This is a genomic window from Kineobactrum sediminis (genome assembly GCF_002868715.1).
GTDB classification, from domain to species: Bacteria; Pseudomonadota; Gammaproteobacteria; order Pseudomonadales; family Halieaceae; genus Kineobactrum; species Kineobactrum sediminis.
The window spans coordinates 99,342-113,020 of record NZ_PKLZ01000010.1 but is presented as its reverse complement, the minus strand read 5'-3'; the positions used below and the strand labels follow the sequence as shown (position 1 = coordinate 113,020).

At 59.3% G+C, this 13,679-nt stretch carries 13 protein-coding genes; 7 read left to right on the top strand and 6 right to left on the bottom strand.

From position 1 onward, the window contains the following. Window positions 1–113 precede the first annotated feature (113 nt). Genes CWI75_RS13800 through CWI75_RS13790 form a run of 3 tightly spaced genes read left to right on the top strand, consistent with a single transcriptional unit; the run spans window position 114 to window position 2,801 of the window. Window positions 114–305: a DUF2065 domain-containing protein gene (locus CWI75_RS13800; RefSeq protein WP_101522161.1), complete on the top strand. Its 192-nt coding sequence runs from the start codon at window positions 114–116 to the stop codon at window positions 303–305. An 8-nt stretch (window positions 306–313) separates the two neighbouring features. Further along, window positions 314–1,483: an ATP phosphoribosyltransferase regulatory subunit gene (locus CWI75_RS13795; protein ID WP_101522099.1), complete on the top strand. Its 1,170-nt coding sequence runs from the start codon at window positions 314–316 to the stop codon at window positions 1,481–1,483. A 22-nt stretch (window positions 1,484–1,505) separates the two neighbouring features. Further along, window positions 1,506–2,801 carry an adenylosuccinate synthase gene (locus tag CWI75_RS13790; protein WP_101522098.1) on the top strand — a complete coding sequence of 432 codons (1,296 nt, stop codon included), beginning with the start codon at window positions 1,506–1,508 and terminating at the stop codon, window positions 2,799–2,801. Between the two features lie 79 nt (window positions 2,802–2,880). Here the strand turns inward: CWI75_RS13790 and CWI75_RS13785 are convergent, their stop codons facing one another. The 4 genes from CWI75_RS13785 to CWI75_RS13770 all read right to left on the bottom strand — a co-directional run bounded on the left by CWI75_RS13785 (window position 2,881) and on the right by CWI75_RS13770 (window position 8,221). Then, complete coding sequence (locus CWI75_RS13785; protein WP_101522160.1) at window positions 2,881–3,273, bottom strand: helix-turn-helix domain-containing protein; 393 nt, start codon at window positions 3,271–3,273, stop codon at window positions 2,881–2,883. 177 nt (window positions 3,274–3,450) lie between these two features. After that, window positions 3,451–5,400 (bottom strand): M48 family metallopeptidase, encoded by a 1,950-nt coding sequence (locus CWI75_RS13780; protein ID WP_101522097.1) that lies wholly within the window; start codon window positions 5,398–5,400, stop codon window positions 3,451–3,453. Window positions 5,401–5,432: 32 nt separating this feature from the next. Continuing rightward, on the bottom strand, window positions 5,433–6,029 hold the full coding sequence (locus CWI75_RS13775) for a LemA family protein (protein ID WP_101522096.1): 597 nt from the start codon (window positions 6,027–6,029) through the stop codon (window positions 5,433–5,435). 59 nt (window positions 6,030–6,088) lie between these two features. Next, window positions 6,089–8,221 (bottom strand): molybdopterin-dependent oxidoreductase, encoded by a 2,133-nt coding sequence (locus CWI75_RS13770; RefSeq protein ID WP_101522095.1) that lies wholly within the window; start codon window positions 8,219–8,221, stop codon window positions 6,089–6,091. 147 nt (window positions 8,222–8,368) lie between these two features. Here CWI75_RS13770 and CWI75_RS13765 point away from each other — a divergent pair, with 147 nt between their 5' ends. Genes CWI75_RS13765 through CWI75_RS13755 form a run of 3 tightly spaced genes read left to right on the top strand, consistent with a single transcriptional unit; the run spans window position 8,369 to window position 11,774 of the window. After that, a complete protein-coding gene (locus CWI75_RS13765; RefSeq protein ID WP_101522094.1) occupies window positions 8,369–9,817 on the top strand; it encodes a circularly permuted type 2 ATP-grasp protein in 1,449 nt (482 codons plus the stop codon). A 2-nt stretch (window positions 9,818–9,819) separates the two neighbouring features. Continuing rightward, window positions 9,820–10,752, top strand: coding sequence for an alpha-E domain-containing protein (locus CWI75_RS13760; protein WP_101522159.1), 933 nt, complete (start codon window positions 9,820–9,822; stop codon window positions 10,750–10,752). Beyond that, window positions 10,749–11,774, top strand: a complete 1,026-nt coding sequence (locus tag CWI75_RS13755; protein WP_101522093.1) for a zinc-binding metallopeptidase family protein — start codon at window positions 10,749–10,751, stop codon at window positions 11,772–11,774. Before CWI75_RS13760 ends, CWI75_RS13755 begins: the two co-directional genes overlap by 4 nt. Here the strand turns inward: CWI75_RS13755 and CWI75_RS13750 are convergent. Continuing rightward, window positions 11,746–12,501 carry an Ntn hydrolase family protein gene (locus CWI75_RS13750; protein ID WP_101522092.1) on the bottom strand — a complete coding sequence of 252 codons (756 nt, stop codon included), beginning with the start codon at window positions 12,499–12,501 and terminating at the stop codon, window positions 11,746–11,748. The two genes, CWI75_RS13755 and CWI75_RS13750, sit on opposite strands and share 29 nt — an antisense overlap. Window positions 12,502–12,668: 167 nt before the next feature. Here CWI75_RS13750 and CWI75_RS13745 point away from each other — a divergent pair, with 167 nt between their 5' ends. Then, entirely contained in the window at window positions 12,669–13,133 is a 465-nt protein-coding gene (locus CWI75_RS13745) for a cytochrome c (protein ID WP_101522091.1), read from the top strand. Window positions 13,134–13,175: 42 nt separating this feature from the next. Here the strand turns inward: CWI75_RS13745 and CWI75_RS13740 are convergent, their stop codons facing one another. Next, complete coding sequence (locus CWI75_RS13740; protein WP_101522090.1) at window positions 13,176–13,610, bottom strand: Rrf2 family transcriptional regulator; 435 nt, start codon at window positions 13,608–13,610, stop codon at window positions 13,176–13,178. Window positions 13,611–13,679 lie beyond the last annotated feature (69 nt).

The following is a 13,679-nucleotide window of genomic DNA, read 5'->3' as shown; positions in this document are numbered from 1 at the left end:
ATCGGCGCTGTTCTATACAAGCGCTGGTCTCGCGGTTTTTTTATGGCCGCAATCGTCTGCCCTCGCCGAAAGGCCGGCTGGGGGAGGGGTGTGCGGTAGTTCGGGGGGTTGACGTGGATTTTTGGCAGGTACTTCCGGTTGCGCTGGCGCTGGTGCTGGTTATTGAGGGGGTATTGCCCTTTTTGAGTCCTCGCCGCTGGCGGCAGATGGTCATGAATGTCGCCCAGCTCGAGGACCGGTTGATTCGTAATGTCGGTCTTGGCAGTATGCTGCTCGGGCTGGTGATTCTGTATTTGGTGCGATAAGGCAGGTTATGGCAACGGTTGATCGCTGGCAATTGCCAGACGGGGTGGAAGAAGTCCTGCCCGCGCAGGCGCTGGTCGTAGAGAGGCTGCGTCGACAGCTTCTGGACCTGTATCGCAGCTGGGGCTACCAGCTGGTGATCCCGCCTCTCATGGAATTCACCGAGTCCCTGTTGATTGGCCTGGGCAGCGATCTCGATCTGCTGACCTTCCGGATGACGGATCAGCTCAGCGGCCGTACCCTGGGGATTCGAGCGGACATCACCCCGCAGGTCGCGCGGATTGATGCACACAGCCTTGCGGAAACCGGGATAACACGCCTCTGTTATGCGGGCTCAACCCTGCATACCCGGCCCCAGTCACTACTGGCCTCCCGCTCACCAATCCAGGTGGGCGCCGAACTCTATGGTGACGACACCCTGGCCGCGGACGTAGAGGTTATTCGCCTCATGCTCGCTACCCTGGATACTGTGGGCATGCACGAGATGACACTGGATCTTGGTCATGTTGGCGTTTACGAGGCTGTACTGGCCAACGCGGGGCTGGATGGAGAACGGGAGGCGACGGTCTTTGATGCCCTGCAGCGTAAATCCAGACCTGATCTGGAACTGGCGCTGGCGGATATGGACCCGGCGATCATACGCCTCATAACCGGCCTGCTTGACCTGCATGGTGACGAATCCGTTCTCGATGGCGCCCGCGCCACATTTGCCGAAGCAGTGCCGGAAGCCCTGGCAGCGGTTGATGCCCTGCAGCAGGTTGCCGCGGCCATCCGCCGCCTGCGGCCGGGACTGACCATCTATTTCGATCTTGCCGAACTGCGCGGCTACCACTATCACACGGGTATCGTCTTTGCCGCTTACGTGCCCGACCATGGTCAGGCTCTTGCCAACGGCGGTCGCTACAACAATGTCGGCAAGGTGTTTAGCAGGGCCCGTCCCGCTACCGGCTTTGCCACTGACCTCAAGGCACTGATGACCCTTTTCTCGGTGACGCAAATAGAACGTGGTGCGATCAGTGCGCCGGACCTGGATACGCCTGGCCTGGTGGCGCGAGTGGGCGAATTACGGGCAGCAGGAGAGGTGGTGATCAGCTGTCTCTCCGGCAGCCCTGACCCCCGCTGTGACCGCCAGTTGGTGGAAGTTGATAACGAGTGGCTGTTACAGCCGCTGCAATCCTGATTAATAACGCGAGTTACACTTGATGAGCAAGAATGTAGTGGTCCTGGGCACCCAGTGGGGCGATGAGGGCAAGGGCAAGATCGTCGATTTGTTAACCGATCAGGCCAGCGTCGTCGTGCGTTTTCAAGGTGGACATAACGCCGGCCATACCCTGGTGATCGACGGCAAGAAAACCGTGTTGCACCTGATCCCGTCGGGGGTATTGCGGGCCGGGGTTCAATGCCTGATCGGTAACGGTGTAGTGCTGGCACCCGACGCCCTGCTCCGTGAAATCGGCGAACTGGAAAGCAATGGCGTGCCGGTACGTGAACGTCTGCGAATCTCGCCCTCGTGCCCGCTGATCCTGCCCTATCATGTCGCCCTGGACGTGGCGCGGGAAACCCGGCGCGGTATCGGCAAGATCGGCACCACCGGCCGCGGGATCGGCCCGGCTTATGAAGACAAGGCGGCGCGTCGCGGTGTCAGGCTGGGTGACCTCAAGGATCCCCAGCGCTTTGCGGCCAAGCTGAAGGAGGTGATGGACTACCACAACTTCCAGCTTGAACATTATTACAAGGTAGCCCCGCTGGACTACGATACGGTGCTGTCCGAAACCCTGGCCATGGCAGGGGAACTGCTGCCCATGGTGGCGGATGTCAGCGCGATGCTGCACGAGTGTCGCCGAACCGGCGCCAATATCATGTTCGAAGGTGCCCAGGGTGCATTACTGGATATTGACCACGGCACCTATCCCTATGTCACCAGCTCCAATACCACGGCCGGCGGCACCGCTACCGGCTCCGGCTTTGGTCCCCTCTATCTGGATTACGTGTTGGGTATCACCAAGGCCTATACCACCCGCGTGGGTTCCGGTCCTTTCCCGACTGAATTGTTTGATGAGGCCGGCGCCCATCTCGCTGCCCGTGGTCACGAGTTTGGCGCTACCACCGGGCGCGCACGTCGCTGTGGCTGGTTTGATGCCGTGGCCCTGCGCAACGCGGTTAACATCAACTCGGTGTCGGGAATCTGCCTGACCAAGCTCGACGTGCTCGACGGCCTGGACACCATCCAGATCTGCACGGGCTACGCGGACACAGAGGGCAATCCGCTGCCCAACCCGGTTGATTCGGACGACTATGAGGGCCTGGTGCCGATCTATGAACTGGTGCCAGGCTGGAGTGAATCCACCCTGGGTGCGCGTTCACTGGAGGAGTTGCCACAGGCGGCACTGGATTACATCCACAAGATCGAGGCAGTCGTGGGTGCTCCGATTGACATCATTTCCACCGGGCCTGACCGGGTGGAAACCATTGTCCTGCGTCATCCCTTCGCCGATTAGTCCGCTCCCAGCTCATCCGTAGTTTGGCCGGGATGGCCGGGCGGAAGCGTTGCCCTGAGTAGCGGACCGCGGCGCCAAATTAAAAATGGCTGAGTTTGTAGGTGCTGAAACTGAGCCCGGTCCACCGCCGAAAAGCGCGATAGAAGCTGTTGACCTCCAGGTAACCCAGCTCATCAGCCAGGCACTTTCCAGGGCGCCAGGTATCCCGCAGCGACTGCTCGCAGCGGTACTGGCGCGCACGGTCCAGCAGGTACTGGTAGTGGGTGTGGTCATTGCGCAGTCGTCGGCGCAGGGTTGTACAACTCATGCCCAGCTGTTGCGCGACGGTTTCCGCCCGCAGCCTGGCCAAATCACCTTGCAGCAGGATATGCAGCACCCTGTCGGTAGTGCGCGAGGCACAGGAGTGACGGGCAAAGGTGCGTGTCGTGGTTCCGGAATTTACCGGGATAAATGCAGAGCGTGTCTGTTCCATAACCAAAACTTCCTTGTTCGGGTTGATGTTGGCCTTACCAGCCATATGTAACCGTTCCCTCCCTGGGGCGGTGTTCGGGGTTGTGCCTTGGCACTTCCGATAACAAACAATAGCAGAAAGCCCGCGGCGTTGTGTAGCGCTGCGCCGCGGTCGGCCGCAAATGATGAAAGCGGGTTTTTAGCGGGCGTTCGCGGTATTGCCAAGCACATCCGGCAGGGGGCAATCCATGACCGCGGCGATAGCGGTGATCAGTTCGCGTTCCACCGCATTGAGTTCACCATCGGCAGTTGCGGCCCGGGCCATGGCTTTCAACACCATGGGCTTGAGCAGCGGGTAGCAATCGGCAAGCTGGCCTGTCGCTTTGGCGAAGGCTGCAAGGCTGCATTGATCCGCCGGTAACAGCTGCAGCGCCGGATAGCCCAGCTCGTCCGCGGCCAGCCTGAAGGTGATGTCGGCATCGCCGCTGCCCTGGTAAGCGAGCATCGATAACACCACCCGCAGGTGATACTGAATCTTGTCCAGGCTCCGGTAGCGGGGCCGGCTGGTCCTGACCTGGACGAATTCCGGGTCGAGGTAATGACGTACCAGCTGGAACAGGCACCACTCCAGCAGGTCGGTGCGCCGGTCTGCCCTGATCAGTGCCAATAGCGTGCGTTTGAAGCGCCGGTACTGGTTCAGGGACTGGCTTTTCAGCGCCGGCAGGCACAATTCCAGCAGTGGTAACCGGTGGCCGGGTTCAAGCTGCGCCACTGCGCCGAAGAGCGTATGCGCGAGATCTTCAAGGCCCTGGATACCGCTGTCTCCCAACAACTGCAGCTGTGCATCGCGAACGTCTTTTTGTTCACTGATCAATAGTGCCATGACCAGTGCGATAGCGCCCAGGGGCTCGTGGCTGTAGCGTATCAGGGCCACGGGTAGCTGGTTGTGAGCGGCCAGCTCGGCCTCCAGCTGGTCCGGCTCCGGGCCAAAATCAGCATCGGCTGTACTTTCATTGGCCACCGCCAGAGCGGCTGCCACCAGGGCTGCACGGCCCACACCCACGTCGGCGGCGGTCTTGCCCGAGGCTTCTTCTGCGTAGTGATTCACCTGCCGCTGAATATAGTTACCATCCCATTGCGGATCCAGCGTGCGGATGCGTTTATCGAGGGGAGGGTGGGTCGCGAATATCTGCCACAGCTGATGTTCAATCTGGCCAAAGAAAATATGTGACATCTCGCTGGCACGGCCGGCGTGTACCAGCGTACCCGGAACATAACCGCCGATAACCTTGAGGGCGTCGGCAATACCCCGGTTACTGCGGGTATATTGTACGGCGCAGGCGTCCGCCAGGTACTCTTTCTGCCTGCTGATCGCCGCCTTGATAAAGCCTGCCGCGAGGCCTCCCAGCCAGCCCAGAATCCACAGCCCCACCCCGAGCAGCGGTAGTGCAGGGCTGCGGGTGCTGCGATGGCGTTCATGGCCGGTGCGATGATGTCGGCTGGAGTGCAGCAGCAGATAACCGACATCGCCGATAAAGGTAATGCCCTTGAGCATAGCCGCCAGGCGAATATTCAAGCGCATGTCGCCGTTGAGTATATGGCTGAACTCGTGGGCGATTACCCCCTGCAATTCATGGCGTTTGAGGTGATCAATGCTACCGCGGGTGATACCGATGACCGCGTCGGAGGGGGTGAGGCCAGCGGCAAAGGCATTGATGCCGCGCTCGTCCTGCATGATGTAAACCGGTGGTACCGGCATGCCGGCAGCCAGGGCCATCTCCTCCACAATATTCTGGCAGCGCCGTTCGGCACGGTCACGGGTCTGCGGCAGCAGGCGACTGCCCCCCATGCCCTCTGCAACCGCTTTGCCGCCGCCTGCAAGCTGCAGCCACTTCACCAGTACCACCAGCATCACGGTCGCGGTAATCGCGAGGCCTATGCTGCCGAAGCGTTGCCAGCTGAAGTAGGCAAACAGGCCGCGCCAACCTTCCCGGCTGCCGGCGTAAACGCTGTAGTTGTCACTGCCCCAAAGGATGGCGGCGACCAGGATGTTAGTCAGCAGGACCAGGGCCAATACCGCCAGCACAAACAGCAGTGTCAACAGCCGGGCGTTGCGTCGCGCAACATCCTGCTGGGCGAAAAAATCCATTGCAGTGACTCAGGTTGGCCCTGGCTTGAAACTCAAAAACTTATCTTCGGCGCAGCCTGGATCTGTTCCGAGTCATCAAACTCAAGTAATTGGGCATTTTCCGGATGGCCGAAGGTACTGGCGAGCAGTATCGCCGGCAGGCTCTGGCGGTAGGTGTTGAAGGTCATAACTGCGTCATTGTAGCCCTGGCGCGCGAAGGCAACCCGGTTCTCGGTACTGGCAAGTTCTTCTGTCAACTGCTGCATGTTTTCGCTTGCCCTGAGTTCGGGGTAGGCTTCCATGGTGATGTTAAGTTTGCCCAGTGCACCCTGGAGTGTATTTTCGGCGCTGGCAAGCCTGGTCATGTCGGCGCCACCCACTGCCCCGGGATCCAGCGTTTTAAGGACAGCCGCGGCTTCGTTGCGGGCATTGGTAACCGCTTCCAGGGTTTCGCGTTCGTGACCCAGATAACCTTTTGCGATCTCAACCAGGTTGGGAATCAGGTCGTAGCGGCGCTTGAGTTGCACTTCAATCTGGGCAAAGGCGTTGAGATAGCGGTTCTTCAGGGTGACCAGCCGGTTATAAATGCCAACCGTATAGATCACCAGAGCCAGTAATAAAAGCCAGAATATGATGGTGCTTATAGCCATGTCTGCGCCCTCCAGAGGCGTTGTCCAGGTGCTGAGTCTACCGTAAAACGGCGACTGCGCTATGCACAGGTAACTGTACTGACGGTTACCGGCACGCCGTTGACGGCGGCGTTACCGGAGAGGGCATCCAGGGCGAGGTCATCGGTAATGTCATTGCAGCTTACCCCGGCATGACGCTTTGCAATATCCATGCGGATGCCGGGACGGTTATGGCCAAAGCCGTGGGGCAGGCTGACCACGCCACGCATCATGTCTTCGCTGGCCTCCGCGCGCACGATAAGCGACCCTGCCCTCGAGCTCACCGCAACCTCATCGCCATTGCCGATATCGCGGCTGTGCATATCATGCGGATGCATCAGCAGCGTGCAGCGGTCCTTGCCTTTCACCAGGCGCCGGTAATTGTGCATCCAGGAATTATTGGAGCGAACATGGCGGCGGCCAATCAGCTTCAGCAGCCCGTCTTCGGCCACTGCAAATTCATCGCGCAGGCGTTGCAGGTCTCCCAGTACCTGTGGGGTGGCGCAGTTGATGTGCTGGTCGCGGGTTTGCAGGCGCGCCGGCAGCTGCGGCTGCAGTGGGCCCATATCGATACCGGAAGGATGGTCGCGCAGCCGCGCCAGGCTGAGCTCAAATTCACTGCCCCTGCGCGCGCTGTAGGGGCCGCTCTGCAGGCCCATATCAATAATCTCGTCTGGTCTCATCACCGGCTGTGGCTCTTCACCCAGCAATGCCCCTACCCGTGCCCCCAGCTGGGCAAAAATTTCCCAGTCATGCAGTGCGTCTTCCGGTTTATCGAACACGGCCTCACTATGGCGGGCGGTGTTGCGAATGGCATTGATATGGAAGCCGATGTCGTAGTGGTCGTGCTCCAGGGGTGACGTGGGTGGCAGGATAATGTCCGCGTGACGTGTTGTTTCATTGAGGTAAGGATCCAGGCAGACCATAAACTCCAGCTGCGCGAGTGCATCATCCAGCTGCCGTCCGTTGGGAGTGGACAGTACCGGGTTGCCGGCACCTACAAACAGCGCCCGTATCCGGCCTTCCCCCGGCGTGCTGATTTCCTCGGCCATGGCAGAGGCCGGCAACTCACGATCGAACTCGGGTAACTGCCTTACCCGGCTGAAGTGACGGCCAAAGCCGCCGGGGCTTATGTTACTGACCTGGTCCACCGCCGGCAGGGTGAATAGTGACCCGCCGGGCTTGTCGAGATTGCCGGTGACAATATTGAGTATCTGGATTGTCCATTGGCACAGCGTGCCGTAGGCCTGGGTGGAAACACCCATGCGGCCATAGCAGATAGCGGCACCGGCGGCGGCGAGTTCACGGGCGATGCGGCGTGTTGTAGCGGCGTCGATGCCGGTATGGTCGGTGGCGAACTCGGGCGTGAAATCGGCAATTGCAGCGCTGATTTCGTCCAACCCGGTGACGAAATCAGCCAGGTGCGCAGGCGCCACGAGATTTTCCGCGAACAGGGTATGCAACAGCGCCAGCAGAAACAGGGCATCGGTGCCGGGGGTAATGAAATGGTGTTCAGTGGCCAGCTGTGCGGTTTCAGTGCGGCGCGGGTCGATCACCACCAGCTTGCCGCCGCGATGCTTCAAGTCCTTGATGCGTTTGCGCACATCGGGCACGGTCCAGATGCTGCCGTTGGAGGCAATCGGGTTGGCCCCCAGCATCAGGAAATAGTCGCTGCGGTCAATGTCCGGAATCGGGAACAGGGACTTGTGGCCAAACAGCCACAGGGAAACCAGGTGATGGGGCAGCTGATCCACCGAGGTGGCGGAAAAGCGATTGTCGGTGCGGAAATAGCGGAACAGGTTTTTCTGGTGGGTCATCATGCCGTAGTTGTGCACGGTGGGATTGCCCATGTAAATACCCACGGCATTCACCCCATCGCGCTGGGCCGTCTCGAGCAGCCGCTGCGCGGTAGTATCAAGCGCCTCTTCCCAGCTGATCTCCCGCCATTCATCGGCACCATCCGCTCCGGTGATCCGCCGCACAGGTCGTCGCAAACGGTCCGGGTCTTCGTGGATATCCTGCAGGGCCACGGCTTTCGGGCAGATATGCCCCCTGCTGAGCGGGTCATTGGGATCGCCCTTGATCGATATGACCTGCTCTTCGTCAGTGGTGATCAGAAGCCCACAAATGGCTTCGCACAGGTGGCAGGCCCGATGATGGATTCGTGTGCTCATGGTCACCGCTTGTCTGTTATGGCTTTGCCAAGAGTGTAGCCCTTTTGTGCGGGTGGGTTAAGGGTTCTGGTGACCCCAATATGCCGCTGGTTATGCCCGCCAGGTTTGTGTAACCTCAACAGTCTGCCCACTTTGGCCAGGGAAACGATGAACGAAAGCTGGAAGTCTTATCAGGCGGGCAACTTCTTCGACGAGCTGATTACCCCTGCCGGCCAGCCACGAACGGCGGCCCGCGGGGCCATTCGCCTGTTGCAGGGTTTGTCGGTGCAGGAGATGGCGGATCGCCGTGCGGCGGCCGAACTGGCGATCCGGGAAATGGGTATTTCCTTTACCGTGTACACCGAGGGCGGCAATATCGATCGCGCCTGGCCTTTCGATATCATTCCCCGGGTGATTTCCGCGCGGCAGTGGCAGGCGGTCAGCGACGGCCTGCGCCAACGCAGCCGGGCCCTCAACTGCTTTATCGATGACATCTACAACAAGCAACGCATTCTCGCCGATGGCATAGTGCCTGCGGACATAGTGCTGGAATCTGCGAACTACAAGGCACCCTGTGCCGGTATGTCGCCGCGCTACGGCGTATGGGCGCATATCTGTGGCTCTGACCTGGTGCGCGATGGTGATGGCAGGTTTTACGTGCTGGAGGACAATCTTCGGGTGCCCTCAGGTGTCTCCTACATGATTGAAAATCGCGAAATCACCAAGCGGGTATTACCGGAGCTGTTCGAAAACTACAGTATCCTGCCGCTGGACGACTACCCTTCACGGCTATACGGGACACTGGCTTCCCTGTCACCACGCGAGCGCCGGCGGCCGTGCATTGTAGTGCTCACCCCCGGCATTTATAACTCCGCCTATTTTGAGCATGCCTACCTGGCCCAGGGTATGGGGGCGGAACTGGTAGAGGGCAGTGACCTGCTGGTGGCGGATGACGACTGCGTTTACATGCGCACCGTTGATGGCCCACTGCAGGTGGATGTTATTTACCGCCGCATCGACGAAGACTTCATGGACCCGGAAGTGTTCAGGGAAGACTCGGCACTGGGCGTTCCCGGCCTGATGCGTGCCTGGAAGGCGGGCAAGGTCGCGATCGCCAATGCACCCGGCAGCGGTGTCGCCGACGATAAGGTCATTTATGCGTTCGTTCCGGAGATGATCCGTTACTACCTGAAGGAAAAGCCGTTGCTTGCCAGCGTACCCACTTACCTGTGTATGCGCGAGAAGGACCGCGAATACGTGCTTAACAACCTGGACAAGCTGGTGGTCAAGCCCGCCAATGAGTCCGGTGGTTACGGCATTATGGTAGGCCCCCACAGTACCGCGGCAACCCGCCGCGAGTTTGCCGCCCTGATTGAGGCCAATCCGCGTAATTATGTGGCCCAGCCGACACTCGCGCTATCGACGGCTCCCACTTATATTGACGACGCCGTTGAACCACGGCACCTCGATTTACGCCCTTTTATCCTGCAGGGTAAGGACAGCTGGGTAACCCCGGGCGGCCTTACCCGGGTGGCGCTGGTGAAAGGGTCACTGGTGGTTAACTCTTCCCAGGGCGGCGGCAGCAAAGATACCTGGATTGTGGAGGGTAAAACGTGACCATGCTCTCCCGGGTGGCGGACCGGCTGTACTGGATGGCGCGTTACCTCGAGCGCGCAGAGGACACCGCGCGGTTGCTGGCGGCCTACAATCACCTGATTATGGATATCCCGCGGGGCTCCGATCTGGGCTGGGACGTACTGATCAGGATTCTGGATGCGGACACGGCCTTCTTCCGCAGCTACCGTGTGGGTAACGAGCAAAACGTACTCAAATTCCTGATTGCGGAACAGGACAACGTTTCCAGTATCCCCTTTGCGGTGCGCTGTGCCCGGGAAAATGTCCGTACCACCCGGGATGTGCTGCCGGAGGAAACCTGGGAGCAGATTAACGAGTTGTACCTTTACACCGAGGAAATGGCGGAAAAATCCGTTGGCCGGCGCAATCGCCGGGCCTTTCTCGAGGAGGTGGTCAATCGCTGCCAGCTCATTAATGGCATGCTGGCGACCACTTTGCCCCGGGATCATGCCTACCGCTTTCTCCGGCTCGGTCATCTGCTGGAACGTTCTGACATGACCACCCGCCTGATCGACGTCGGTGTTGCCGAAATTCTCTCTCGCGATGGCGTAGACAGCGCTATCGAGCCGCTGCTTTGGGGTTCCCTGTTGCAGGCGCTGTCGGCTTTCGGGTCCTACCGGCGCATGATCGGGCCACTGATAGAGGCAGACCTGGTGGTGGAATTCATGTTCCGCGAGGCGATTTTGCCGCGTTCGGTTGCTTATTGCCTGAGTGAGATCCGTGGCGAACTCAAGCCGCTGAACAATCACGGGCCGGCATTGCGGGTGCTGGACCGTAGCCGCCGCAAGCTGGCGCGCCTGGATGCCGGGGCAATGTCCCGGGAACAACTGCACCAGTATATTGATGACTTCCAGGCCCTGCTCAGTGAGTTGCACCGGCAAATCACGGCGACCTGGTTTAACCCCCACACACCATGAGACGCCTGCAGTGTGCCTGTGGCAGCCAGGTCTTTTTCGAAAGCCAGCATTGTGTGGCTTGTGGCATGCGGCTGGGCTTTGATCCCGCCTCCCTGGCCATGCAAGCACTGACCGACCAGGGCGAAGGAATTTACCGGGCCGACAATGGAGGCGAATACCGGCGCTGTGATAACGACATTCGCTGGGATGTGTGCAACTGGCTGCGTCCGGCGGCAAGCACCCATCCACTGTGTTTTGGGTGCCAGTTCAATCGGACTATTCCCGATCTCAGCCTGCCCGACAATATCCAGCGCTGGCGCATTCTCGAGCAGGGCAAGAAACGCCTGTTCTACACGCTGTTGAGCCTGAAAGTACCGCTGGTGGACGGTTGGCGCGACCCCGCTAACGGATTGCTGCTGGATTTCATTGAAGACGGTCGCTCGCGGGAAGAGTATGCGGAAACCTTCGTCAGCACCGGCTTTCTGGGCGGGGTTATTACCATCAATACCCTGGAGGCCGACGAAATTGCACGAATCTCGGTGCGAGAGGAAATGAACGAAAGCTACCGCACTGTCCTTGGTCATTTGCGTCACGAATCAGGGCACTATTACTGGGCCCGTCTGCACGCGGATGACAAGATGCGAGCCGAGTTCACGGCGCTTTTCGGCGACGACAGCCTGGATTACCAGGCTGCGTTGAACAGGCATTATCGCGAGGGGCCGGCGCTGGACTGGCGCAACAACTACATCAGCGCCTATGCCAGCGTTCACCCCACGGAGGACTGGGCCGAAACCTGGGGCCACTACCTGCATATTCACGACGCGCTGGAAACGGCGGCGGCTTACCAGATTACCCGGCAGGATATCTCAACCCTGACCATTAACGCCCGTATCGGCCTGTGGCGAACACTGAGTATTGCGCTGAATGAATTGAACCGCAGCGTCGGTAGGGGCGATGCCTACCCATTCGTCATCAATAGCCGGGTTGAGTCCAAGCTGTGTTTTGTGGACGGGGTTATTCGTCGTCTGCAAACACTTCATTGAAGCCCGGGAGTTTGTCAAACGCATCGCGCAACCCCTCGTCCCAGCTTTGGCGCAGTTTTGCCAGATAGGGATGGTGTTCCGGAAGGTTGAAGTAGCGTTCGTGCGGCTTCAGGCTGTTATTGCGGTAAAACAGGCACTCCAGTGGTGGCCCGACCGTGGCGTTGGAGCGGATGGTGGAATCCATGGAGACCACCGCACAACGCATAGCCGTCTCATAGGGGGTGTCGGGGCGAATAATGCGGTCCAGGATCGGTTTGCCGTACTTGGTTTCGCCAATCTGCAGGTAGGGATAAATTTCCGAGGCGGTAATGTGGTTGCCCTCCGGGTACACCAGGTAAAGTTCCTGGGAGTGGCCCTTGATCTGGCCGCCGATAATAAAGGAGGCGGTGGCATTGAAGCCTGGCCCGGCTCCCGGTGCACTGGAAGCTGTATATTTGGCCTGCTCCCGCACATTTATCTCACCTACATAGTCGGCGACATCCGCTACGTAGCGCGCCTTGAGGATATTGAATTTGGCGTCTTCTTCAAGATCGCGCTGGATCTGGGTGATAACCGCCTGGCTGGTGGCGAGGTTGCCGGCGCTCAACAGGATCAGCGAGCGATCATAGGCCACCGAAAACCGGTGCATCTTGCTATAGGTGCTTACCCGGTCCGGTCCGGCATTCGTTCTGGAGTCCGAGCAGAATATCAGTCCGTCTTCCACAGCGATGGCTAGGCAATAGGTCATATCTTTTGGGGTTACATCCGTAATTCAGGTGACGACGCAGGATAATGGCAAGCGGCAGGGAATGCTACTGTGACTTGCTTGCCTCGCCGACCACGGCTGACGTTTCCCTGCTTGCGCGCTGTGCCATACTACAGGATCTGAGCCGTACAACCTGCGGGGACTGATCTATGAAGCTGCTGCGAAACCACCACTGCACTGCCATGGCCATGATGCTGGTACTCATCACGCACACAGCGGGGGCAGAGAATGCGACCGAAAACCTGGATCCGCGAATTCGCAGCCTGCTACAGCAAGAGATGAGGGCAATTGAGGGCGCCATGCAGAGTGTCCTCAGTGCAATCGTCCGCGGCCAGCACGACGTTGTAGAGGAGCGCGGGCAGGCGATCCACGACAGCTTTATTCTGGCCCAGTCCCTGAGCGAGGAAGATCGGCGCACCCTGCGGGCCGCGCTGCCAGGCGGTTTCGTGGAGCTGGACAAAGCTTTTCACGGCCTGGCTGCCGAACTGTCGGAAAGCGGCACGCAAGAGGACAGCGCGGCACAGCTTGATGTATTCCAGCAGATGACGGAGTCCTGTCTGCAATGTCACCAAACCTACGCGCCCGACCGTTTTAAGGGGTTATCGGCGCGCTAGAGGTCGATGTCCATCCTGAGGGGCCGATTCGCTAATCGGGTATCAGACAAACTTGAGAGGCTGGAGGAACAGTTCCCGGTCGGGAACTGTATCCGCCAGAGTGTGGCTGTTAAGTGAGCGGATAAAAGCCTGGTTGGCGTCGCCGAGAAAGTACTTCAGCTGGCAGCTGCTACTCACCTTGCAGGTGTTGGTTTCTTCGTTAAAACACTCAACCACGTTCATGTTGGGTTCGAGACTGCTGATCAGGTCGCCCAGATAAAGGTCACCCGGATTCCGGGCCAGCCGAATGCCCCCGCCTTTCCCCTTGCTGCTGGCCACGTAGCCCAGTTGGCTCAGTTTGTGGACCACCTTAACCAGGTGGTTCCGCGAAATAGCGTAGTGCTCCGCGATCTCGCGAACGCTGCAAAGCTTGTCAGGCTCCGCCGCAAGATACATGAGGGTGCGCAGGCCGTAGTCGGTAAACGTTGTCAAATGCATGGAGTCACCTTGAAATTAGTCTTGCAAAGGCTGGCACAACCGGGAATAATCTTAATGTGTATATGTTAT